The organism is Prevotella sp. SGI.167 (assembly GCF_050313615.1).
Taxonomy (GTDB): domain Bacteria; phylum Bacteroidota; class Bacteroidia; order Bacteroidales; family Bacteroidaceae; genus Prevotella.
Genome location: NZ_JBNPLT010000007.1, coordinates 67,393 through 91,256, shown reverse-complemented (window position 1 = coordinate 91,256; position 23,864 = coordinate 67,393). Strand labels below are relative to the sequence as shown.

Sequence of the window (23,864 nt, the reverse complement as noted above, 5' to 3'; positions counted from 1 at the left end):
GAACGAAGAGTGAAGAAACAACGTTCGGCGTCAGAAGGGAAAGCCAATTCAAATGCTAATAACTTCACATTTAACACTTAATATTATAAAGATATGGTATTGAAGAAATATTTATTGAGTGCAGCTTGTCTGCTGGCGATGCAGGGAGCAATGGCTCAGGTGGACGGTGTCATTGGTACATCAGTCCAGGCTGCTAATACATCCTGCTGCAAAGGCAAGAAAGATTGCAGTAAAACACCTGCAGGACAGCTGAAGACTCGGTTGCAGAAATTATTAAGCAAGGGTATCATGTTGGGTCATCAGGATGACCCGGTGTATGGTACCACCTGGAAATGGGATGAAGGAAAGAGCGACGTGCTCCTCACTACGGGCGACTATCCTGCAGTGATGGGATTCGACCTCGGTAAGATAGAACTCGACAGCAAGGAAAATCTCGACGGCGTTCCTTTCGACCGTATGAGAAAGGAGATTCTGGCACAGCACAAGCGTGGTGGTATCGTAACCTTGAGTTGGCACCCATGGAATCCGGCAACAGGAGAGAACGCATGGGATCCGAAGGGGGATGCCGTAGCTGCTGTTCTTGACGGAGGTGCTCAGCAGAAGAAGTTTGATGCATGGCTCAAGAAAGTATCAGATTTCATCCTCTCGTTGAAGAATGATAAAGGACAACTCGTTCCCGTTATCTTCCGTCCGTGGCATGAGATGAATGGCGGATGGTTCTGGTGGGGAGCCAATAGTTGTACACCTGCGCAATACAACCAACTTTACGCAAAAACCTATCACAGACTTACTGAAGCAGGGTGTAACAACATCGTATGGGCTTGGTCACCAAACTTGGGAGACGAGAAGAACGTTGATGCTTTCTTGGAGCGTTATCCGGGTAATGAGTTCGTTGATCTGGTAGGCGTTGACATCTATGAGTTTGACAACAATGATGCCACCTATCAGAAGAATCTTACCGAGACATTGGATGTGATGATGCAGGCTGCCCAGAAAATCAACAAGATTCCTGCGCTCTCCGAGACAGGATGCCGAGGCATTTCGCAGAAGCAGAACTGGTTCACCCAGACTCTTTGGCCAGTACTTCAGAAGTATCAGTTGAGCTACGTTCTCTTCTGGCGCAATGCTTGGGACAAACCTCAGGAGGAAGCTTATCTCCCTGGAGTAGGTGATGGAGCCATCGTCAATGACTTCAAGGCATTCAAGAACGAAAAGAAAGTCCTTTTTGTCAAAGACATTGTAAAGGTAAAAAAATAAAAAGGTAAAAAAGTAAAAAAAGATATATTATGATAACATTTCAAGAAAAAGTGAAGGCTCTCCGTGCTCATCATGAGGAATTGTTGAGCCGTAAGAATGAACCGGTAGAGTGGGGAAACGGTATCTACGAGAAGTATAAGAACCCTATCCTTACCGCAGAACATACACCATTGGAGTGGCGCTACGACTTCGATGAGAAGAGTAACCCATATCTGATGCAGCGCATCATGATGAATGCTACCCTCAATTCCGGTGCCATCAAGTGGAACGGAAAGTATCTCCTCGTTGTTCGTGTGGAGGGTGCTGACCGCAAGAGTTTCTTTGCTGTAGCCGAGAGTCCTAACGGTATCGACAATTTCCGCTTCTGGGATGAGCCTATCACCATGCCAGAGGATGTGGTTCCTGCTACCAATATCTATGATATGCGACTCACCGCTCATGAGGATGGTTACATCTATGGCGTGTTCTGTGCAGAGCGTCATGATGATGATCAGCCAGGTGACCTCAGTGCTGCAACAGCAACAGCTGCTATCGCACGTACCAAGGACTTGGTAAACTGGGAGCGTCTTCCTGATTTGAAGACCAAGAGTCAGCAGCGCAATGTGGTTCTCCACCCAGAGTTCGTTGATGGCAAGTATGCTTTCTATACCCGTCCACAGGATGGTTTCATCGATACAGGTTCAGGCGGTGGTATCGGCTGGGCATTGGTTGATGATATCACCCATGCTGAAATCAAGGAAGAGAAGATCATCAATGCCCGTCACTATCATACCATTCAGGAGGTGAAGAACGGTGAGGGTCCTCATCCTATCAAGACAGATAAGGGTTGGTTGCACCTGGCTCACGGTGTTCGTGGCTGTGCCAGCGGTCTCCGTTATGTGCTCTATATGTATATGACATCTCTTGAGGATCCTACAGAGGTGATTGCAGAGCCAGGTGGATACCTTCTCGTACCGGAAGGTCCTGAGTATATCGGTGATGTGATGAATGTTGTTTTCACCAATGGTTGGATTGCAGATGAGGATGGCAAGGTATTCATCTACTATGCTTCTTCTGATACACGTATGCATGTAGCTACTTCTACCATCGACCGTCTGGTTGATTACTGCATGAATACACCAAAGGACGACTATCGCACTCAGTTCTCAGTAGAGAAGATCAAGGCTTTAGTTGCAAAGAATAAGGAAACATTAAATAAGTAATTTTTTTCATAGGTATTAAGATTGTAGGGATTCTTTACCCTCGTACGTATTATAAATATGTACGAGGGGCGAATCCCTTTTTCGTACAGTTCAAAGTTCAAAATTAAAAGTTCAAAGTAAAACAATGGCTAGTATAAAAGAAAAAATTGCTTATGCACTCGGTGATGCTGCTGCCGGTGGTATCGTATGGAAGGTGATGTCTATTGCATTTCCTCTGTTTTTTACCAACGTCTTCGGACTCTCTTTTGCCGATGCTGCGGTGCTGATGCTTGTGGCTCGTATGTTCGATGTGGTTACCGACCCGTTGATGGGTAGTCTTGCTGACCGTACCCAGAGCCGTTTCGGCACCTATCGTCCTTGGCTCATCTATGGTGCCATTCCTTTCGGATTGATATTCGCCCTCTTGCTCTACACGCCAGACTTCGGTCCTGTAGGCAAGCGAATCTATGCTTATGCCCTCTATCTCCTGATGATGGCGGTATATACTATGGTGAATGTTCCTTACGGTTCATTGCTTGGTGTGATGACCGAAGATGATGATGAGAAGAACCAGTTCTCTTCTTTCCGTATGGTGGGAGCTTATGCGATGGGTTTTGCTACCTTGCTTTCCTTCCCATATCTCCAGAAGATGGTAGGTGGAAATGCTGCTCATCAGTATGCAGTCATTGGTGCCGTACTCGGTATCATTGCTGCTGTGATGACCTTAGCTTGTGGACTCCTCACCAAGGAACGTCTCAAGCCAAAGCGTGCAGAGAAGTTCTCTTTTCAGCAGTTTGCCGACCTCGTTCACAACAAGGCTTGGCTCTATATGACAGCCATCGCCGTCTGCACCAACTTCTTCAACGGATTCCGCTATGCCGTAGCTGGCTATATGTTTGATTACTGTCTGCATGGCAATGTAACCATCGAGGGATTGATTATCAACTATACCGTTTTCATGGCATTCGGTGAAGTAACCTGTATGATTTTCGGTGGTGTATCTCCTTGGTTCACCCGTCTGGTAGGCAGCAAGCGCATGGCATTCTTCTGGGCTGCAGCTCTCTGTCTGGTTCTCTCTGTTGTCTTCTTCTTCATCCCGATGAATCCGTCGTATATCTGGGTGATGATAGTTATCGTTATCCTTACCTCTATGGGTATCGGTATCTATTCGCCATTGATGTGGTCAATGTATGCAGATGTAGCCGACTATCATACCGAGCATTTCGGAACATCAGCTACGGGTCTTATCTTCTCTTCCGGTACGATGAGCCAGAAGTTTGGTACCGCCATTTCCGGTTCTCTCATCGCCCTCTTCCTGGGCTGGGCAGGTGCCAACATGATAACAGATAAGATGGGTAATACGATGATCGACCCAGCCAGTGTCACCGACTCTGTGCTCACGATGGTATGGTCATTGTTCTCACTCTTCCCTGCTGTCATTGCCTTCCTGTTGATGGTATTGTCATGGAAGTTCCCTATCAAGAAGTAGAATGATGTACAACTGATAATCACTTGAAAAATGGAAAACTTGAAAGAAACGATGAAGGATGTCCTGGAGAACAACATCCTCAAGTATTGGATTGACAAGGTGAAAGATGAGGAAAACGGCGGCTTTTATGGTCGTGTAGATGGTAATGACCAGGTACACCCTGAAGCAGAGAAAGGTGCTGTGATGAATGCCCGCATCCTTTGGGCGTTCTCTGCTGCCTACCGTGTGTTGAAGAAGCCGGAATATCTTGAGGCTGCCACCCGTGCCAAGGAGTATGTCCGTGATCATTTCCTGGACAAGGAATATGGCGGCATCTACTGGAGTGTTGACTATCAGGGCAATCCGCTCGATACCAAGAAGCAGACTTATGCTATTGGCTTTGCCATCTATGGTTTCTCAGAGTATGCCCGTGCAACAGGCGACAAGGAGGCACTGGATATCGCTATCTCCTTGTATCATGACATCGAGAAGCATGCCTTTGATGCCGAGAACAACGGATATATCGAAGCATTGACCCGTGAATGGAATCCGATTGCCGACATGCGTCTCTCTGATAAGGACGAGAATGGTTCCCGTACGATGAATACCCATCTGCATATCATCGAGCCATATACCAATCTTTATCGTGTATGGAAGACTCCGGAACTGGAGAAGAGCATCCGTAATCTGCTCGATATCTTCACCGATAAGCTTCTGAACAAGGAGACTTATCATCTCGACCTCTTCTTCAATGACGAGTGGGAGGGCCAGCGCAACATCGAGAGTTATGGTCATGATATCGAGGCTTCCTGGCTGCTCCACGAAACCGCTCTTGTTCTGGGCGATAAGGTATTGCTGCATAAGATAGAGCACATCATCCGTCGTATAGCCGATGCTGCAGATGAAGGCTTACGTCCGGATGGCAGTATGGTTTACGAGCATTGGAAAGATGGAGATAAGTATGATCTCCAGCGCCAGTGGTGGGTGCAGTGCGAGAACATCATCGGCCATATCGACCTCTACCAGTATTTCTGCACCGAAGAGAATCTTCTGGTTGCCATCTCCTGCTGGAACTATGTAGCCAAGCATCTCCTGGACGCCAAGAACGGTGAGTGGCACTGGGCTATACTGGAAGATGGTACGGTGAACAAGGAGGATGATAAGGCTGGTTTCTGGAAATGTCCTTACCATAACTCCCGCATGTGTCTCGAACTCATCGAACGAGACTATTAGACAGAAACACACATCTGAATGAATAGTTGATTTTATAAGTTGATCCCGCAGTTTGCAGATTATGCTGTTTTTTATTCTATATGGATAATAATTGGCGTAATTTGCGAAATCTGCGGGACTTTTTTTGTTTATCCCAAATATTTGTTGTAATTTTGCAGTCAATGCAGGGCGCTAGCCCCATGATTAAATATTAAATGTAAATTATTCTTTCAAAATAAATGTATATAGCAATAGCAGGAAACATCGGTAGCGGTAAGACCACGTTGACCAAGATGCTCGCCAAACACTATGGCTGGAAGAAGTATTTGGAGCCCGTGGCTGATAACCCCTATATCGATGACTATTACAAGGACATCCCCCGATGGGCACTCAACATGGAAGTGTTCTATCTCAAGCAGCGATTCAAGAATCTGCTCGAAATCCAGCACAGTACGGAGACGGTCATCCAGGACCGTACCATCTTCGAAGGTGTATATGTCTTTGCAGCCAACAACCGGAAGATGGGCAACATGGACCAGCGCGACTACGAGACTTATATGGAGCTTTTCGAGTCGATGATGGAAGTGGTAGAGATGCCTGAACTGATGATTTATCTCCGTTCTTCAGTTCCTCACCTCGTGAAGAATATCCAGAAGCGCGGTCGTGATTATGAGCAGAAGATGCCTCTGGATTATCTGGAAGGTATCAACAATCTCTACGAAGATTTCATCATGAACAAATATACCGGCAATGTGCTCATTGTGGAAGTAGACAATCTCGACTTCGAGCACAACCCCAAGCAGTTTGGTGACATCATCGATAAGATTGATGCCAAGCTCTTCGGCCTCTTTTCTTAAAGGTAAAAAAGTAAAAGGGTAAAAAGGTAAAAAAGGGTAAAAAGCGCCATCCCCCTTTTGTGCCCCCATTCCCAGCGATTCCATCGCTGGTCCCCAAGCCAAAACTAAAAGTAAAAAAGTAAAAAAAGATGCATATAGCAATAGCAGGAAATATAGGAAGTGGCAAGACTACATTAACCAAGATGCTTGCCAAAAGATATGGTTGGAAGGCAAACTTCGAACCGGTAGATAATAATCCGTATCTGGCTGATTTTTATCAGGATATGGAACGCTGGGCGTTCAATCTTCAAATCTATTTCTTGAACAAGCGATTCCATGATGTCGTGGAAATCTCCCGTTCAGAACAGACCATCGTACAGGACCGTACTATCTTCGAGGATGCCCGCATCTTCGTTCCTAATCTTCATGACCTCGGTAAGATGAGTGATAGGGATTTCGATAATTATACCGATCTCTTTGATCTGATGATTAGTCTGGTGAAGCTCCCAGACCTGATGATTTACATCAAGAGTAGTATTCCAACGCTTGTCAAGCACATTGAGAAGCGAGGCAGAGACTTCGAGAAGAGTATCCGCATCGACTATCTCCAGGGCTTGAACAACCGTTACGAAGAATGGATCAAGAGTTACAAGGGTCGCCTCATCATCGTTGATGGTGACAATCTGGAGTTTGGTGAGAATCCTGAAGACTTCCGTAAGGTGACCGATCTGATAGATGCTGAACTCTTCGGGCTCTTCAAATAAGAACTTAACCTTAGCCGGTGGTTCAACAATGGTCGTAAAAAAGACCGTGTCATAAGCTTAGATACAGTTGGTGCATAACTGTTGACCACCGCATGCACATCACCTGATGTACGAGCGCACAACAGCTGATATGCAAGCGCACAACAGCTGTTGTGCGGCCAGAGAAGCTATATATCTTAAAAACATATACTATCTTTTCAAACAACATATCAATAGTATACAACAGACAAAGAGGGTGTGTCATAATTTTATGACACACCCTCTTTGTCTGTTTCCCAATAGCTTATTGGAGCAATAAGCTAAAGAATTGAATTATCTCTTGATAAACTTTCCTTTCTTCCGGCTGATGACAAGCCCCTTGGCGGCTTTGCCTACTGGCTGACCAGAGAGGTTGAAGAGCTTTTCTTCTTTCTGGTCTCCCCGGATAGTAGGAGGGAGAATACCGGAAGTGCCTTTGGCAAAGACCAGATGGATGGCCTGCTTGTCCAAAGCCAGATTCTCACTATTACGCTTGCTCACCATGTTCTGTGGCAACCACGCACGGTAAGGCGATAACTGCGAGCCTGTGTACTTGTAGAAACCTAATCCCCAGGTACTCTTGTATGACAAGACGTAACCGTTGTTGTTGTCGGAAGATATATATTCCGACGTTGGGTTACCCTTCAGGATGGTAGCTTCATTGCTTTCACGGGAAGTGGAGTGGAAGGCATAGGTACCAACAGGTCCATACACCACATATCCCTTGTTGGCATTGATGACTTTGATGACATCCACTTCTGTCAGCGTCATTGTTAAGTTCTTGATGATGGCCGTTGAATCCTGGGTCTCATCTGCTGTTGCAGCATAAACCTTTACGCCCTCAGGTATTGTTCTTTTCCGATGGCTGTAGAAGAACGGGCTGTTCATCTACAATCTTGATAGCAGGACGGAGATTTGGATTCTTCGTGGCAAGTGTATAGACATACATATAGGTTCCAGATCCCTTCTCCTCTTCTTCGAGTGAAGGTAATCCCACCTTCTTTCTCTCGATGTTGGTACGTTCTCTGTCGAGCATAGGAACAGAATCGTCTATCGTCGTTGTGGTAATCTTGAAATACGACATGAGGGAAACCTTAGTTCCTGTACCTGCTGGAAACCAGAAGGTTGTACCCGGTCCGAAGGCGCACCTGTTATCAAACTGTTCGTTCCTGATATATCCCTTCTTGCCTATATCGCACCAGAGGGCAGCATCTCTCCAGTGTTCCGAATCTACACTGTTTTCACGCACTTTCACCCATACTTTTGAGGTCCAGAACATCTGCTTGTTCTTGCCGATATTCACGGTTTGAGCGCTTACCTTTCTGGCGAAGTCATCCCACATTTTGGCTTTCCTCACCATCTTGCCAGTAGTCCACGATATAGTCGGTAGCAGTTTCGGCTGTCTTTTCAAAGAATATCATTTTTTTATTTAAGAATCTTTAACTATGCAGGATGCAGTGTGCGTATGGAAAATATAGAACACGTGCGTGCCTAAATGTATTATACTTAACTTTCGCATGTGGGGAAGTTAAGGGAAGTTAGGGAAGTTAAGGGAAGTTAGGGAAGTTAAGGAAGTTAAGGGAAGTTAGGGAAGTTAAGGGGAGTTAGGGAAGTTAAGGGAAGTTAGGGAAGTTAGAAAGAAGTTAAGAGACAAATGCCTTTTGGGCGTGGTTTTTAAGCTGCAAGACATACCTTCGGTATAAATTTTGCCCTGAATTTAACATTTAACACTTTTAATTTCTTTTCTTTCAGAATTATTTGTTACCTTTGCAACCGCTTAGAAGCAATTAAATAAATAACGTTATAACAATTTTTATGAACTTTACACTATTTATCACCGTTTTGCTGACGGCTGTAACCTTGGTGGTGGCTGCTTATGTCATTGCGAAGTTGATCGGTCCTCGTTCATACAATCCGGTAAAGGGTGAACCTTTTGAGTGCGGTATTCCGACTCGTGGCAGCTCATGGTTGCCATCACACATCGGCTACTACCTCTTCGCCATCCTTTTCCTGATGTTTGACATCGAGACAGTATTGCTTTACCCATGGGCAGTTGTCGTTAAGCAGTTTGGACCTATGGCTCTCGTGAGCATCGGGTTCTTCCTGTTGGTATTGGTATTTGGCCTTGCATACGCTTGGCGGAAAGGAGCATTGGAATGGAAGTAAACAAAAGAGCCTCTATCAAGAGTATTCCTTACGACGAGTTTAAGGACAATGACACCCTCGAAAAAATTGCGCAGGAGCTCAATGAGGGTGGTGCTAACGTGGTAGTCGGTTCGCTCGATGCTGCCATCAACTGGGGACGTAGTAACTCACTCTGGTCTTTGACCTTCGGTACCTCTTGCTGTGGTATCGAGTTCATGGCTGTAGGTTGTGCACGTTACGACTTCTCCCGTTTCGGTTTCGAGGTAACCCGTAACTCTCCACGTCAGGCAGACTTGATCATGTGTGCCGGTACTATTACCAATAAGATGGCACCAGTGTTCAAGCGTTTGTATGATGAAATGGCTGAGCCTAAGTATGTGGTAGCTGTGGGTGGATGTACCATCTCTGGTGGTCCGTTCAAGAAGAGCTACAATGTGGTTCGTGGTATCAGCGAGTTGGTTCCTGTGGATGTTTACATCCCTGGCTGTCCTCCACGCCCTGAGGCTATCCTTTACGGTATGATGCAGTTGCAGCGTAAGGTAAAGGTTGAGAAATTCTTCGGTGGTGCTAACCACAAGATGACTCAGGATGAGAAGGAACTCTCTATGAGCAAGGGTGGTCTTCGCGGCTTGAGCAACGAGAACCTCTCTGACAGCGAGAAGCTCGGACACAAGGAGCCTATCATCGTAACTGAAGTACCTGAGGATTTCGACCCTCAGAAAGGTCTAACTGATTAATATAATAAGGTATAAGAACATGAAACTGAATAATATTGAATTGAGTTTTGATAATTTCGCCTCTGAAATGGTGAAGTTGAAGAACGAGAAGCATTTCGACTACCTTGTTACCATCATCGGTGAAGACTTCGGTGAGGAAGGTCTCGGATGTATCTATATTCTCGAGAATACTCAGACCAACGAGCGCTGCTCAGTAAAGACCATCGCCAAGAAGGTGGATGGCAGTGATGTGATTCCTACAGTTATCAATCTCTGGAAGGTGGCTGACCTCCTGGAGCGTGAAGTCTTCGATTTCGTCGGCATCAAGTTCCTGGGTCACCCAGACATGCGCCGTCTCTTCCTCCGCACCGATTTCCAGGGCTATCCATTGCGTAAGGACTTCGATATGAGTCCTGAGGCAAACAAGTTCCCTTGTACTGATGAGCCAGAGGATGATTTCACTGTAGAATACAGTCTTAGTGCTGATGGTCATCTGGTAGCTACAGAGAAGCGTCGCTTTGATGAGAACGACTATGTTGTCAACATCGGTCCTAACCACCCATCTACCCACGGTGTGCTCCGATTGCAGACTGTTATTGATGGTGAGACCGTGAAGCGCATCTATCCACACCTCGGTTATATTCACCGTGGTATCGAGAAGATGTGGGAGAACATGACCTATCCACAGACCTTGGCATTGACCGACCGTCTGAACTATCTTTCTGCGATGATGCACCGCCACGCATTGGTAGGCGTTATCGAGGAGGCGATGGGTATCGAACTCTCAGACCGTATCCGCTACATCCGCACCATTATGGATGAGTTGCAGCGTATCGACTCACACTTGTTGTACCTCGGCTGTACCGCACAGGACTTGGGTGCCTTGACCGCATTCCTTTACTGTATGCGCGACCGTGAGCACGTATTGAACGTGATGGAGGAGACAACCGGTGGCCGTCTTATTCAGAACTACTACCGTATCGGTGGTCTGCAGGCAGATATCGACCCTAACTTCGTTCAGAACGTGAAGACCCTCTGCAAGTATCTCCGTCCGATGATTCAGGAATACCTCGACGTATTCGGTGACAACGTGATTACTCACAACCGTCTCGAAGGTGTAGGTCCAATGAACTATGAGGATTGTATCAACTATGCCGTAACCGGTCCTGCTGGTCGTGCATCAGGTTGGAAGAACGATACCCGCAAGCGTCATCCATACGATATGTACGACAAGGTAGAGTGGAAGGAAATCACCCTTACCGGTTGCGATTCAATGGATCGTTACTATGTACACATCCAGGAGTTGTATCAGAGCTTGGACATCATCGAGCAGTTGATCGACAATATTCCTGAGGGTGAGTACTACATCAAGCAGAAGCCAATCATCAAGGTTCCAGAGGGACAGTGGTACTTCTCTGTAGAGGGTGCCAGCGGCGAGTTTGGTGTATATCTCGACTCAAAGGGTGACAAGAGTCCATACCGTATGAAGATGCGTCCGATGGGTCTCTCACTCACAGGAGCCTTGGATCCAATGCTCCGTGGTCAGAAGATCGCCGACCTCATCACTACAGGTGCAGCAATCGATTTCGTAATCCCTGATATTGATAGATAATTATGTTTGATTTTAGTATAGTAACAACATTCATCGACAATCTGCTTCGCCAGACCTTGGGTTTGGGCGACTTCCTGTCGATTCTGATAGAGTGCGTGCTCGTGGGTATCTGCATTTTGACAGCATACGCCCTCATTGCAATCGTACTTATCTTCATGGAGCGTAAGGTGTGTGCCTACTTCCAGTGCCGTCTTGGCCCTATGCGTGTAGGTCCTTGGGGTATCTTCCAGGTATTCGCCGACGTGCTCAAGATGTTGATCAAGGAGATTTTCGCCGTAGATAGAGCCGACAAGCTGCTCTACTACATGGCACCATTCCTCGTGATCATTGCCTCTGTAGGTACTTTCTCATTCCTTCCATGGAACAAGGGAGCACATATTCTTGACTTCAACGTAGGTGTATTCCTCATCACAGCCGTAAGTTCTATCGGCGTGCTGGGTGTGTTCCTCGCAGGTTGGGCATCTAACAACAAGTACTCTGTGGTATCTGCCATGCGTGGTGCCGTACAGATGATTTCTTACGAGATGTCTCTCGGTCTCTGTCTGATTTCTGCAGTAGTTCTTACCGGAACCATGCAGGTAAGCGGTATCGTAGAGGCACAGACTGGTGCTTGGAACTGGTTGATTATCAAGGGTCATGTGCCAGCTATCCTGGCTTTCCTCGTATTCCTCGTAGCAGGTAATGCTGAGGCTAACCGTGGTCCTTTCGACTTGGCTGAGGCTGAGAGTGAGTTGACCGCTGGTTACCACACTGAGTATTCAGGTATGGGCTTCGGTTTCTACTACCTGGCAGAGTACCTCAACCTCTTCGTGATTTCTGGTATCGCTTCTACCGTATTCCTCGGTGGTTGGGCGCCATTGAACATCGGTATCGAGGGCTTCGACAATCTGATGAACCTTATTCCAGGTTTCATCTGGTTCTTCGGTAAGACCTTCGCCGTTGTATGGCTCCTGATGTGGGTACGTTGGACATTCCCACGTCTGCGTATCGACCAGATTCTGAAGTTGGAGTGGAAGTATCTGATGCCATTGTCACTGGTCATCCTGATCTTGATGACAGTATGCGTAGCATTCGGATTCCACGGATAATATTATTAAGGAGTTAAAGGAGTTAAAGAAGTTAAGGAGTTAAGACAATAGTTCTACAACTTGAAACTTCTGTTATTTCTTAACAAATAAACAAAAAATAAAAGTATGTCTAACAATTCATATTTCGGCGGTATTGCAGCGGGTTTGAAGACCCTCGCTATCGGTATGAAGACTACCATGAAGGAGTACTTCACACCAAAGAGCACAGAGCAGTATCCTGAGAACCGCAAGACTACACTCCACGTATCTCCACGTTTCCGTGGTCGCCTGGTCTTCGTTCGTGATGAGAACGAGGCTTACAAGTGTGTGGGTTGTACATTGTGTGAGAAGTCATGCCCTAACGATACCATCAAGATTGTAACCGAGATGGTGGAGGACCCAGAGACAGGCAAGAAGAAGCGCAAGCTGGTAGATTACCAGTACGACTTGGGCGACTGCATGTTCTGTGAGCTCTGTGTGAACGCATGTAACTTCGGTGCAATCAAGTTTGTCAACGATTTCGAGAATGCAGTCTTCGACCGCAACAAGTTGGTGATGCACCTTGACAAGGAGGTTTATAAGGGCGGAAGCCTTCCTAACCTCATCGATGGTGGTGCCCCATTGGAAATCGGTAAGTTTAACACCAAGACTAAGTAAGGAGGACTTTAGACAATGATAACAGCAAATTTATTTATGTTCGTCATCTTGGCAGTAGTCATTCTTGGCTCAGCCATCATGTGCGTGTTCACCAAGCGTATCATGCGTGCAGCAACCTTCCTGTTGTTCGTGCTCTTCGGTGTAGCAGGCATGTTCTTCCTGCTCGACTATACTTATCTGGGTGCAGCTCAGATTTCTGTATATGCCGGAGGTATCACCATGCTTTATGTCTTCGCTATCCAGTTGGTATCAAAGCGTACTCTCCAGGGTCTTGTGGAGCATGTCAAGGGTAGCAGGATTGTAGGTCGCGCACTCGTCTGCCTCGTTGGTTTCGTAACCTTGGCAGTCATCGTGTTGAAGAATCACTTTATTGATATGGCTGCAACCGTAGCCGACACCGAGGTGCCAATGGACCAGGTAGGTTCTGCACTGGTAGGTGCTGACAAGTATGGCTATGTATTGCCATTCGAGTTTATCTCTGTATTCCTGTTGGCATGTATCATCGGTGGTATCTTAATCGCAAGAAAGGAGGATAAGAAATGATTCCAGTACAATATTTCTTCGTGCTCTCAGCACTCTTGTTCTTCATCGGAGTCTATGGCTTCTGTACACGCCGTAACCTCGTTGCCATGCTCATCTCCATCGAGCTTGTATTGAATGCAGCCGACCTGAACTTCGCTGTGTTCAACCGCATCCTCTTCCCAGGACAGTTGGAAGGTTTCTTCTTCACATTGTTCTCTATCGGAGTAGCAGCAGCCGAGACAGCCGTAGCGCTCGCTATTATTATCAACGTTTACCGCAACTATCACAGTGACCAGGTGAACAGTATTGAAAACATGAAATTCTAAAAGACAATGGAATACAATTATGCATTTTTGATACTTCTTCTGCCATTCCTGAGCTTCCTGGTTCTGGGACTTGTGGGTATGAAGATGAAAAGACCGGTAGCAGCACTCATCGGTACCGTATTGATGGGTTGTGTATTCGCGATGTCTGTCTATACAGCATACGAGTACTTCTTTGCAGTGGGTCGTGATGCCTCAACAGGTATGTACCCAACTGTTACCGTATTTAATTTCACATGGTTGAAGTTTACAGAGTTGCTCACCTTCAACATTGGTTTCCGCCTGAGCCCAATCTCCGTATTGATGCTCATCGTGATTACGACCGTCAGCTTCATGGTTCACATCTACAGCTTCGGCTATATGGCAGAGCGTGATGAGAACTACAAGGTTGAGGAATATGAGAAGGGTATGCAGCGTTTCTACGCTTACCTGAGTCTCTTCACCATGTCAATGTTGGGCCTGGTAGTAGCTACCAACATCTTCCAGATGTATCTGTTCTGGGAGTTGGTGGGTGTCTGCTCATACCTGCTCATCGGTTTCTACTATCCAAAGCATGCTGCAGTACATGCCAGCAAGAAGGCGTTCATCGTAACCCGTTTCGCTGACCTCTTCTTCCTCATCGGTATCCTGTTCTACAGCTTCTATGTAGGAACCTTCAACTACGACTTGAATGCTCAGCCAGAGCTCAACTCTGCTTTGGCAGGTGCAGCTTGGGTAATGCCAACTGCATTGTTCCTCATGTTCATCGGTGGTGCCGGTAAGAGTGCGATGTTCCCATTGCACATCTGGTTGCCAGATGCGATGGAGGGTCCAACTCCTGTTTCTGCGTTGATCCACGCCGCTACCATGGTTGTAGCCGGTGTATATCAGGTTGCCAGCCTCTTCCCAATCTGGGTACAGTATGCTCCTGAGACTCTTCACTATGTAGCTTACATTGCAGCCTTCACCGCATTCTATGCAGCAGCCGTAGCTTGCTGCCAGCGTGATATCAAGCGTGGTCTGGCTTTCTCTACTATCTCTCAGATTGCCTACATGCTCGTAGCGCTCGGCGTTTGCTTCGCAGTAGATAACCACCATGGTGGTTTGGGTTACATGGCTGGTATCTTCCACCTGTTTACTCACGCTATGTTCAAGGCGTTGCTCTTCCTCTGCTCTGGTGCCATCATCGTCATCATCGGCAGCAACTTCAAGGATTACATGGGCGGTTTGCACAAGTATATGCCTATTACCAACATCTGCTTCCTCATCGGTTGCTTGGCGATTGCAGGTATTCCTCCATTCGCAGGTTTCTGGTCAAAGGATGAGATTATCTCAGCTTGCTTCCAGTTCTCTCCATTTATGGGCTGGTTCATGACAGTGGTAGCTGGTATGACAGCATTCTATATGTTCCGTCTCTACTATGTCATCTTCTGGGGACAGAGCTACTATGAGCTGGATCCAGAGAACCGTCGCAAGCCACAGGAGGTTCCTTTCGTGATGTGGGGTCCATTGGTATTCCTTGCCATCATCTCTTGCCTCTGCGGTTTGATTCCATTCGGTCACTTCGTATCTGCTACAGGTCAGAGCTACGATATCCATATCGACATGAGTGTGGCAACAACCTCTGTTATCGTTGCTATCATCGGTATCGGTCTGGCTACTTATATGTATGCTCCTAAGAAGACTCCATTGGCAGACGCTTTGGCTAAGAAGATGCCTAAGTTGCACAAGGCAGCCTTGAACCGTTTCTATATCGACGATGCTTGGCAGTTCTTCACCCACAAGATTGTCTTCGGTTGCTTCTCAAAGCCAATCGCATGGTTCGACCGTCGCGTTATCGATGGTACCTTCAACTTCATGGCTTGGGGTACACAGGAGGCAGGTGAAACCATCCGCCCATGGCAGAGTGGTGATGTTCGCAGCTATGCTATCTGGTTCCTCACCGGTACCGTAGCATTGACATTGTGCCTGCTCGCACTTCTTTAATGAAAGTCTCACAATTAAGTAAATAGAAAAGAAATGAATTTAAGTATATTCGTCATAGTACCACTCCTGATGTTGCTCGGCCTCTGGTTGGCACGCAACGACAAGCAGGTTCGTGGTGTGATGGTAGCAGGTGCCAGCGTATTGCTCGGTCTCTCCATCTATTTGGTGTTTGCATTTCTCGAAGCTCGTGAGACAATGCCAGCCGACCAAGCTCCGATGCTCTTCACCTACTGTGTGCCTTGGTTTGAACCATTGCACATCAACTATTCACTCGGTGTGGATGGTATCTCTGTGGTGATGATTCTCCTGACTTCTATCATCGTGTTCACCGGTACATTTGCTTCCTGGCAGATGGAGCCAATGAAGAAGGAATACTTCCTCTGGTTCACACTCCTGAGCATCGGTGTATATGGCTTCTTCATCTCTATCGACATGTTCACCATGTTCATGTTCTATGAGGTTGCGCTGATTCCTATGTACCTCCTCATCGGTGTATGGGGTAGTGGTGCAAAGGAGTATTCAGCCATGAAGTTGACTTTGATGTTGATGGGTGGTTCAGCCCTTTTGGTTATCGGTATCCTGGGAATCTACTTCTACAGTGGTGCTCAGACCTTCGAAATCCTGGATATCGCTCACCATACCAATGGTGCTCATGCGATTCCAGAGAGCGTGCAGAACGTGTTCTTCCCATTGCTCTTTATCGGTTTCGGTATCCTCGGTGCGCTGTTCCCATTCCATACATGGTCTCCTGATGGTCACGCCAGTGCGCCAACAGCCGTATCTATGTTGCACGCCGGTGTATTGATGAAGCTTGGTGGTTACGGTTGCTTCCGTATCGCCATGTTCCTCTTGCCAGCTGCTACTCACGGATTCTGGATCAAGGTGTTCCTCGTACTGACTACTATCTCTATCGTATATGGTGCTTTGTCAGCATGTGTGCAGACCGACTTGAAGTACATCAACGCTTACTCATCAGTATCTCACTGTGGTATGGTGCTCTTCGCTCTCTGTATGATGACCGAGACAGCCGCTACTGGTGCAATCCTCCAGATGTTGTCTCACGGTTTGATGACCGCCCTCTTCTTCGCCGTTATCGGTATGATTTACCATCAGGCTGGTACACGTGACGTACGTTATCTGGGTGGTTTGATGAAGATTATTCCATTCCTCTCTGTAGGTTATGCAGTAGCTGGTTTGGCTAACCTCGGTTTGCCTGGTTTCTCTGGTTTCGTAGCCGAGATGACTATCTTCGTAGGTGCCTTCCAGAATGCAGATACATTCCATCGCGTATGTACCATCATCGCATGTACCTCTATCGTAGTAACAGCGGTTTACATCCTGCGTTGTGTTGGTAAGATCCTTTATCAGAAGATTCCTAATCCAAAGTTGGAGAAGCTTCACGATGCTACCTGGGACGAGCGTATCGCTGTAGCAGGTCTTATCGCCTGCGTTGCTGGTCTCGGTATGTTCCCACTCTGGGCAGAGGAGATTATCATGGACGCTGTCGGTCCTATCTTTAGTGTAATCATGTAATAAATATCAGAAGAAATGAATTACAGTCAATTTTTAAATATGATTCCAGAAGCTACCCTGATGGTAGTTCTGTTGATCACTTTCATTGCTGACTTCTGCAGTTCCAAGAGCGCAGACCGTAAGTGGTTCAATCCTCTGGTATGTCTCTTGATGGTGGCTCACATCGTCATCAATATCTTCCCAACAGAAGCCACAGAGGCATTTGGCGGCATGTACACAACAGGTCCTGCTGCCGGTGTCTTGAAGACCATCCTGGCTCTGGGTACCCTCATCGTGATGGTACAGGCTAAGGAGTGGTTGAGCCGCAAGGACACAGCCTTCAAGGAGGGTGAGTTCTATATGCTGATTATCTCTACCTTGCTCGGTATGAACATGATGGTTAGTGCCAACCACTTCCTCCTGTTCTTCCTCGGTCTTGAAATGGCATCTGTGCCAATGGCTTGCTTGGTAGCATTCGATAAGTACCGTCACAATTCTGCTGAGGCAGGAGCTAAGTTCATTTTGACCGCTACTTTCTCTAGTGGTGTGATGATCTACGGTATCTCTCTGCTCTATGCTGCTTGTGGTACTTTGTACTTCGATGATATCGCAAAGGTTATCTCTGCATCACCATTGACCATCGCCGGTATGGTATTCTTCTTCAGTGGTCTCGGTTTCAAGATTTCCTTGGTTCCTTTCCACTTCTGGACAGCCGATTCATACCAGGGTGCACCAACTACAGTTACAGGTTATCTGTCAGTAGTATCTAAGGGTGCTGCAGCGTTTACTCTCTGCGCTATCCTCATGAAGGTGTTCCAGCCAATGGTAGAGTACTGGACCGCGTTGCTTTACATCGTGATTGTACTTTCTATCACTATCGCCAACCTGTTTGCCATCCGTCAGAGCGACCTGAAGCGTTTCATGGCATTCTCTTCTATCTCTCAGGCAGGTTACATCATGTTGGCAGTGGTAGGTAACTCAGCGATGAGCGTGAGCGCCCTGACTTACTATGTATTGATTTACGTAGTAGCCAACCTGAGCGTCTTCACCATCATCTCATCTATTGAGGAGCACAACAACGGTACAGTTCAGATGGACAGCTACAATGGTTTGTACAAGACCAATCCACGTCTGGCATTCCTGATGACCTTGGCATTGTTCTCATTGGGTGGTATTCCTCCATTCGCCGGTATGTTCTCGAAGTTCTTCGTGTTCATGGCAGCAGTTGGTACACACGACATCCACACCACATTGGGAGCCTGGGCATACGGCGTAGTATTCATCGCGTTGGTAAACACTGTTATCAGCTTGTACTACTACCTGCTCATCGTGAAGGCTATGTTCATCAAGCACAGCGATAATCCGCTTCCTACTTTCCAGAGCGCATGCTCAACCAAGTTGGCGCTTGCTATCTGCACCGTAGGTATCGTAGCATTCGGTATTTGCTCATTCGTCTTCGACTGGATTTCAGTTGCAGTGAATGCGTAAATCATCAATAATTTATAAAAATCCCAGCAATCGGTAAAAGATTGCTGGGATTTTTTTTGGTATTGTCTGAATTTTGCAGTAATTTTGCACCCCGAAAGAGGCATGGTGCCTCCATTATACATTATAAATTATTAATTATCAATTGAAAAATGGATAAGTTACCAATGAATGATGTTCCGATGCTCGTAAGCGCCATCAACTTCCTGCTTCGTGACCACGAGTTTGAAACACTCGATGAGATTTGTAATCACTTCAATGTGAACCGTGCAGCATTAGAAACCAAAATGGCTACTCAGGGCTTTGAGTGGTCAGAGCAGCAGAAGAAATTCTGGTAAGAGTACCCTATAAACTATTAATTATAAACTATTAATTAAATATGAATTCTCCTCGACCCTTGTGGAAGTCTGTACAAGACTATGTTTTGATTGCGATGGGTATGATATCCTACGCTATTGGATGGAACGTGTTCCTCTTGCCAACCAATGTAACAGCAAGCGGACTTCCTGGTATCTCCAGTATTATCTATTGGGCAACCGGTTGCCCTGTGCAAATTCCGTATTTTATCGTCAACGCCACCTTATTAATATGTGCGTTCAAGATTTTGGGAGCTAAGTTCTGCGTCAAGACCGTTTATGCCGTCATCGTGGTAACCGCCTTGACCTCCTTCTTCTCCAGTCGTTTAGGCGATATTCATCTCTTGGAAAACCAACCTTTATGGGCTGCTTTCCTGGGTGCCGTTTTCTGTGGCTGCGGAATCGGACTCGGTTTCTCTGTTGGTGGAAGTACGGGTGGTACGGATATCATCGCAGCCATCATCAACAAGTATCGCGACATTTCCTTAGGTAGAGTGATTATGATATGCGACATCTTCATCATCAGTTCCAGCTATCTGGTGGTACACGATTGGGAGAAGGTGTTATATGGTTATGTAGTCCTTTGTGTTCAGGCATTCTGTATCGACCAGGTGGTAAACAGCAGAAGACGAAGCGTACAGTTCTTTATCATTTCGCAGAAGTATGAGGAGATAGGCAAGCGCATCAATGTAGATGCTGATAGGGGAGTAACGGTGGTGAATGCCAGCGGTTTTTATTCCGGTCAGGATGTGAAGATGCTGTTCGTGCTGGCAAAGCAGCGCCAGGCTCCTGCTATCTTCCGTCTTATCAGTGAGATAGATCCACATGCCTTTGTCAGTCAGAGTGCCGTTATCGGTGTGTATGGTGAAGGTTTTGACAAGATTAAATATAAAAGCAAAAAAGAGCATGGAGTTTAATCCATGCTTTTTTTGTTGGCATGTCACGCAGATATCGCATGTCTGAGTGATGACCGGATAGGCGAAGAACTTGCCATAGGCATTCGGCATCTTCTCATTGATGTTCTTTTTTAACACGTACTGAATCATAAAGTGGTTAATTTAGTGATAGTATCCTTCTACCCCCGATGGGGCAGGAGCATCATCCTCTTTGAATGACAAAGCAAAGATACGAAATCTGAAAACGCCACTTCATACTTTCTCATACTTGCTCACACTTTCTCATACTTTCTCATACTTGGAAGCCTATGGTTCGCCGAGAAAATAGATAATATAGGAAATTTGCATAGGTGTGAATTCCTTGCTGTTCTTGTCGTATCCGCTTTCATGAAGCTTCTTCAGAAGGTCGGGATTGCGACAAATCCAACGCATCAGATGAGCACTTGCCACCATGGGTGACGAATCGGGGAAATAGAGCAGAGCCAGTTCCTGCTTCGTATAGCTTCTTATATCCATATAGCTTTTGATGTTTAAGTATTATACTTACGGGTTGAAAGTATTATCCTTACGGGTTGAAAGTAACATACTTACGGGTCGAAAGTAAGATACTTAGTCCCCGAAAGTATCCGTAGGATCGACGGCAGCGTCGCTGTTCAGCTCGATAGGTTCCTTCTCTATGGCCATATCTTCCTTCTTCACATGGTCGAAGTCGAGCTGGAACATGTAGGTAGGTTTTAGGAAGTCGGCGAGTGGATGGCTCTCCGAAGATTTGGTACAAGGGAAGTACGATGGCATCGTAGCAGCCTCATACATGCTTTTGTTTGGTTCTTTTTCCATTTTTTAAAATTATCAGTTGTTAATATTCTATTTTGTTGTTTGCAACGTACTCTACGAAAGAGTGTGGGTGAACACTTGGCGATGAAGTTGGTGAAGGGTGAACCCCGATGCCAACCTTTAGCGTTAATAATGTGTTAAAAATACTATATAACCCATTATAATAGAGACTCTTATATTTCTAGCATGCGCTGTATATACAAAGTTCTTTTTATTAGGGTTCACCCCGGAGCCGAAAAGGTGAATGCTTGGGGCAAGTGTTCACCCCGCTGTTCACCATTCGGTAACTGTCAGCAAAGTTACGACAAAAGGGCGATATAGGAAATCGAAAATTACCACATTGTGGTAAAAATAAATAATTTAAGTATTAATTTTGTTTAAAAAGGAACGATGAAAAAAGAAAATCCTACTTTCTGCCGCTGAGAAGTTGAAGCTCGCGGCTGAGATTTCGTCGAAGACTGCCGAGCAGTGTTTCGACAAGTTGTCAAACCAGTTAGTGAAGTCTGCCAAGCACATTTATTCAGAGAAGGCGACTTATCATGAGTAGACCGAAGGCATGCGTGCCTGGGTGTTGAAGAAGAGTGACATCAAGAAAGCGTTTCACCTGACCCGCAGTTTCTTCACCCATTTGAACAAGGGCGAGCATATGTTGCTCTCCGAGTTTGTCCGTTTTACCAATTGGATTTTCACCCATTATCCTAGCGAGGAGGTTCGTCTGGAGGCATTGTTGGAAGTTTGCACGGTGTTGTTCTGTCACACGAAGGAGAACGCCGATTACGGTTGCCATCCATTCTCCCGTCCTCTCAACCAGATTATTGAGGACAAGATAGAGAAGGAAGTGAAGAAGCGAGTAGAGAAGGAGTTAAGAATCCGCGCCTTGAAGAAGGCCCAGGACGAGATTGGAAAACAATAATTTCATTTTTTTAGTTTGATTTAGAACCATTAAGGCGCCGCCTTCCTGCTGGTGAAAGCTGGTTGGAAGGGGGTGCTGTAAAACCAAAAGCTGTAGAGGCTGGAAGTAGTTTGAATCCGTGAGATCCGTGTGAGCCTGATTAGATACGAAAAGTAAAGATTTTAATCCAAGATTCAAAACTCCATACCTCTTGTTTTGAGTAGCTGCACTAACTCATGGGGCGTGGAATATGTTTTTATAAACGGAATTCTTGTTGCCATATACCCATATAAACAAAAAAGCCCCACGCATTTGAGCATCGTTGAGAGGCTTGGTGGGAACAGACGGTGCAAAGAAACGAGTAATCCTTGATAATACAAACTTTTCAGCAAGAAAAATCACGCAAAAGTGGAATTCTTTGACATATTCATATTTAATAATGTTAAATCAGACCTTAAAATCATACTTTTCCAGCCAAATAAAGTGGTTTCCAAGATAAAAGTGTTATCTTTGTAACGTCTATACCCATACCGGAAGCCCCGATGGGCAGAGGTTGGGCAGACATATATACATATAAGGCGTAACTGTACGCTTTGGTTTTGACTTGTTAGAACTTCGCAAACTCTCAACTGTTCGTCAAAGACAAAGCAACGGGAACGCCTCATGGGGTGTATTATATACAGTTCTCATTGGCTTCGGACGATTCTATTGTTCGTTGTCAAGGGTGCTTTCTATATACTTACACTGGCGTGGGGCTTTCGGCGTTGCTCGTTTCGGACGAACAGGGCAATGCGAAGGCCTTAACAAGTGGAACGAGTGACAGGACTGGCTCCACGCTTTCATGTATATATACCAACCATTTATTAATCATGCCAATATGGTAGCCATTGGTAAAAAACGGAACGGTATGATTGACAAAACAATTATCTGTCTTAGCGCACGAGCTAATTCTGGAAAAACGACATCGATCAGAGAGTTGTTTTTCCGCCTAACAGGACATTACCCTGAAAGTACAGGAGATTTCTTGTCTATTGTACAAGATAAAAATGTCGAGCATGGTATAGGCATATCATCTGTGGGAGATTCTTGGGGAAATCGTGAACCAATAGAAAAACTTATTGATGCTGGTTGTGAAATTATCGTGTGCGCCTCACGTACTTCTAAAGATACCGTGAACACGGTGTATGAGTTGGCAAGTAAAAACCAGTACAAAGTTGTCCAAATTTCTGCTCTACATGGAGAGCAGAATGACACTATAGAAAATTATAATCTTTATTGTTGTAAAAATGCAGAAGCCATAGAACAACTCATCAGAAATATAATACGAAATCAACTAAAAACAATAGAATTATGAATTCAAAATACAAACGTTGCCCATATTGCGGAGAGAAAATACTCGCTGTGGCAAAAAAGTGCAGATACTGCGGAGAATGGCTTGACACAAACGATATGTCTGGCAACCCTCAACAGACAGAAAGCGAAGAACCAGAAGATTATAGTGAAGAAGAGATGGATGAGAAGCCTTCCTTTATTCGAAGAACATGGAAAGTTCTATTGCCTGTACTTGTCATCATATTGCTCTGTGTGGGTAAGTTTGGGTTAAATAAATTCGGAAAGAATGCCGTTAAAGAAGCAGCCAAAGAGCATTCATCAATAAGTGAGTCGGCAGAGACTACTACTGATTCCGATGAAGCCACTTATATCTTCCAATACATTGGTGATGGCGAAAATTACGATATGTATTTGACTGATGGACAAGGTAATGTTTATGAATATGATGACGAAGCATCATACGAGGATTTTGTTTTGCCTGCAATAGCTTCAAGAAAATTGTATTTAGAACTGAACAATGCAGAAGATTTCAACAAATTGGCGAAGTCAATAATGACATTACCTGTTTCTGAAAAACTTGTATGTGAGGGGCTGAATGTTACGGATATAGTCAATAAAGAGTATTACGATTTCAATCCATTCCAGGTGGAACTGAAAAAGAAAGGTTACGGATATCAAACTTATTATATAGCAAAATCGGAATATGAAGAAGGAAAAAGATACATAAGGTTTTCAAGAGGTGAAAACAATGGAGTCAAGGTGGAAGTTGGGTTGGAACATCTAATGTATTTCTATGATTGAAAACAATTAAAAT

At 45.6% G+C, this 23,864-nt stretch carries 25 protein-coding genes; 21 read left to right on the top strand and 4 right to left on the bottom strand.

The window, feature by feature from the left end:
- The first annotated feature begins 93 nt into the window (after positions 1-93).
- From ACQRBJ_RS05635 to ACQRBJ_RS05610, 6 genes are all read left to right on the top strand, one after another.
- Positions 94-1,257, top strand: a complete 1,164-nt coding sequence (locus ACQRBJ_RS05635; RefSeq protein ID WP_445303048.1) for a glycoside hydrolase family 26 protein — start codon at positions 94-96, stop codon at positions 1,255-1,257.
- A 29-nt stretch (positions 1,258-1,286) separates the two neighbouring features.
- Positions 1,287-2,459 carry a glycoside hydrolase family 130 protein gene (locus tag ACQRBJ_RS05630; RefSeq protein WP_295346255.1) on the top strand — a complete coding sequence of 391 codons (1,173 nt, stop codon included), beginning with the start codon at positions 1,287-1,289 and terminating at the stop codon, positions 2,457-2,459.
- Positions 2,460-2,583: 124 nt separating this feature from the next.
- Entirely contained in the window at positions 2,584-3,927 is a 1,344-nt protein-coding gene (locus ACQRBJ_RS05625) for an MFS transporter (protein ID WP_445303047.1), read from the top strand.
- Positions 3,928-3,957: 30 nt separating this feature from the next.
- Positions 3,958-5,139 carry an AGE family epimerase/isomerase gene (locus tag ACQRBJ_RS05620; protein WP_445303046.1) on the top strand — a complete coding sequence of 394 codons (1,182 nt, stop codon included), beginning with the start codon at positions 3,958-3,960 and terminating at the stop codon, positions 5,137-5,139.
- 218 nt (positions 5,140-5,357) lie between these two features.
- Positions 5,358-5,975 (top strand): deoxynucleoside kinase, encoded by a 618-nt coding sequence (locus ACQRBJ_RS05615; RefSeq protein ID WP_294970577.1) that lies wholly within the window; start codon positions 5,358-5,360, stop codon positions 5,973-5,975.
- A 128-nt stretch (positions 5,976-6,103) separates the two neighbouring features.
- Entirely contained in the window at positions 6,104-6,718 is a 615-nt protein-coding gene (locus ACQRBJ_RS05610; RefSeq protein ID WP_217760343.1) for a deoxynucleoside kinase, read from the top strand.
- Between the two features lie 312 nt (positions 6,719-7,030).
- Here ACQRBJ_RS05610 and ACQRBJ_RS05605 read toward each other — a convergent pair whose 3' ends face one another.
- Both ACQRBJ_RS05605 and ACQRBJ_RS05600 read right to left on the bottom strand, forming a co-directional pair.
- Positions 7,031-7,624 carry a glycosyl hydrolase family 28-related protein gene (locus tag ACQRBJ_RS05605; RefSeq protein ID WP_445303045.1) on the bottom strand — a complete coding sequence of 198 codons (594 nt, stop codon included), beginning with the start codon at positions 7,622-7,624 and terminating at the stop codon, positions 7,031-7,033.
- Positions 7,578-8,078 (bottom strand): hypothetical protein, encoded by a 501-nt coding sequence (locus tag ACQRBJ_RS05600; protein ID WP_445303044.1) that lies wholly within the window; start codon positions 8,076-8,078, stop codon positions 7,578-7,580. The genes ACQRBJ_RS05605 and ACQRBJ_RS05600 overlap by 47 nt, the downstream gene beginning before the upstream one ends.
- Before the next feature lie 473 nt (positions 8,079-8,551).
- Here ACQRBJ_RS05600 and ACQRBJ_RS05595 point away from each other — a divergent pair, with 473 nt between their 5' ends.
- The 12 genes from ACQRBJ_RS05595 (at position 8,552) to ACQRBJ_RS05540 (ending at position 20,013) form a co-directional block, all read left to right on the top strand.
- On the top strand, positions 8,552-8,902 hold the full coding sequence (locus ACQRBJ_RS05595; RefSeq protein WP_006846362.1) for an NADH-quinone oxidoreductase subunit A: 351 nt from the start codon (positions 8,552-8,554) through the stop codon (positions 8,900-8,902).
- Complete coding sequence (locus ACQRBJ_RS05590) at positions 8,893-9,618, top strand: NADH-quinone oxidoreductase subunit B (protein WP_006846361.1); 726 nt, start codon at positions 8,893-8,895, stop codon at positions 9,616-9,618. Before ACQRBJ_RS05595 ends, ACQRBJ_RS05590 begins: the two co-directional genes overlap by 10 nt.
- 19 nt (positions 9,619-9,637) lie before the next feature.
- Positions 9,638-11,209, top strand: coding sequence for an NADH-quinone oxidoreductase subunit C (locus tag ACQRBJ_RS05585; protein ID WP_445303043.1), 1,572 nt, complete (start codon positions 9,638-9,640; stop codon positions 11,207-11,209).
- A 2-nt stretch (positions 11,210-11,211) separates the two neighbouring features.
- Positions 11,212-12,297: an NADH-quinone oxidoreductase subunit NuoH gene (nuoH, locus tag ACQRBJ_RS05580; protein ID WP_006846359.1), complete on the top strand. Its 1,086-nt coding sequence runs from the start codon at positions 11,212-11,214 to the stop codon at positions 12,295-12,297.
- 105 nt (positions 12,298-12,402) lie between these two features.
- Positions 12,403-12,933, top strand: coding sequence for a NuoI/complex I 23 kDa subunit family protein (locus tag ACQRBJ_RS05575; protein WP_006846358.1), 531 nt, complete (start codon positions 12,403-12,405; stop codon positions 12,931-12,933).
- 15 nt (positions 12,934-12,948) lie between these two features.
- Positions 12,949-13,476 (top strand): NADH-quinone oxidoreductase subunit J family protein, encoded by a 528-nt coding sequence (locus tag ACQRBJ_RS05570; protein WP_006846357.1) that lies wholly within the window; start codon positions 12,949-12,951, stop codon positions 13,474-13,476.
- On the top strand, positions 13,473-13,781 hold the full coding sequence (gene nuoK, locus ACQRBJ_RS05565; protein WP_006846356.1) for an NADH-quinone oxidoreductase subunit NuoK: 309 nt from the start codon (positions 13,473-13,475) through the stop codon (positions 13,779-13,781). Before ACQRBJ_RS05570 ends, nuoK begins: the two co-directional genes overlap by 4 nt.
- Positions 13,782-13,787: 6 nt before the next feature.
- Positions 13,788-15,743: an NADH-quinone oxidoreductase subunit L gene (gene nuoL, locus ACQRBJ_RS05560; protein ID WP_118081956.1), complete on the top strand. Its 1,956-nt coding sequence runs from the start codon at positions 13,788-13,790 to the stop codon at positions 15,741-15,743.
- Between the two features lie 33 nt (positions 15,744-15,776).
- The gene (locus tag ACQRBJ_RS05555) at positions 15,777-17,276 is read left to right on the top strand and encodes a complex I subunit 4 family protein (protein ID WP_445303042.1); all 1,500 of its coding nucleotides are present in this window, start codon (positions 15,777-15,779) and stop codon (positions 17,274-17,276) included.
- A 15-nt stretch (positions 17,277-17,291) separates the two neighbouring features.
- Positions 17,292-18,743 carry an NADH-quinone oxidoreductase subunit N gene (locus tag ACQRBJ_RS05550; RefSeq protein WP_445303041.1) on the top strand — a complete coding sequence of 484 codons (1,452 nt, stop codon included), beginning with the start codon at positions 17,292-17,294 and terminating at the stop codon, positions 18,741-18,743.
- Positions 18,744-18,892: 149 nt separating this feature from the next.
- A complete protein-coding gene (locus ACQRBJ_RS05545) occupies positions 18,893-19,078 on the top strand; it encodes a DUF4250 domain-containing protein (RefSeq protein WP_089542938.1) in 186 nt (61 codons plus the stop codon).
- 41 nt (positions 19,079-19,119) lie between these two features.
- Positions 19,120-20,013: a YitT family protein gene (locus tag ACQRBJ_RS05540; protein WP_295346239.1), complete on the top strand. Its 894-nt coding sequence runs from the start codon at positions 19,120-19,122 to the stop codon at positions 20,011-20,013.
- A 285-nt stretch (positions 20,014-20,298) separates the two neighbouring features.
- Here ACQRBJ_RS05540 and ACQRBJ_RS05535 read toward each other — a convergent pair whose 3' ends face one another.
- A complete protein-coding gene (locus tag ACQRBJ_RS05535; protein ID WP_441936826.1) occupies positions 20,299-20,508 on the bottom strand; it encodes a DUF4248 domain-containing protein in 210 nt (69 codons plus the stop codon).
- A 93-nt stretch (positions 20,509-20,601) separates the two neighbouring features.
- On the bottom strand, positions 20,602-20,829 hold the full coding sequence (locus ACQRBJ_RS05530; protein ID WP_445303040.1) for a hypothetical protein: 228 nt from the start codon (positions 20,827-20,829) through the stop codon (positions 20,602-20,604).
- Between the two features lie 565 nt (positions 20,830-21,394).
- Between ACQRBJ_RS05530 and ACQRBJ_RS05525 the strand changes: the two genes are divergently transcribed.
- The 3 genes from ACQRBJ_RS05525 (at position 21,395) to ACQRBJ_RS05515 (ending at position 23,851) form a co-directional block, all read left to right on the top strand.
- The gene (locus ACQRBJ_RS05525; protein WP_445303039.1) at positions 21,395-21,739 is read left to right on the top strand and encodes a hypothetical protein; all 345 of its coding nucleotides are present in this window, start codon (positions 21,395-21,397) and stop codon (positions 21,737-21,739) included.
- 886 nt (positions 21,740-22,625) lie between these two features.
- Positions 22,626-23,072 (top strand): hypothetical protein, encoded by a 447-nt coding sequence (locus ACQRBJ_RS05520; RefSeq protein WP_445303038.1) that lies wholly within the window; start codon positions 22,626-22,628, stop codon positions 23,070-23,072.
- A complete protein-coding gene (locus tag ACQRBJ_RS05515; RefSeq protein WP_445303037.1) occupies positions 23,069-23,851 on the top strand; it encodes a hypothetical protein in 783 nt (260 codons plus the stop codon). The genes ACQRBJ_RS05520 and ACQRBJ_RS05515 overlap by 4 nt, the downstream gene beginning before the upstream one ends.
- Positions 23,852-23,864 lie beyond the last annotated feature (13 nt).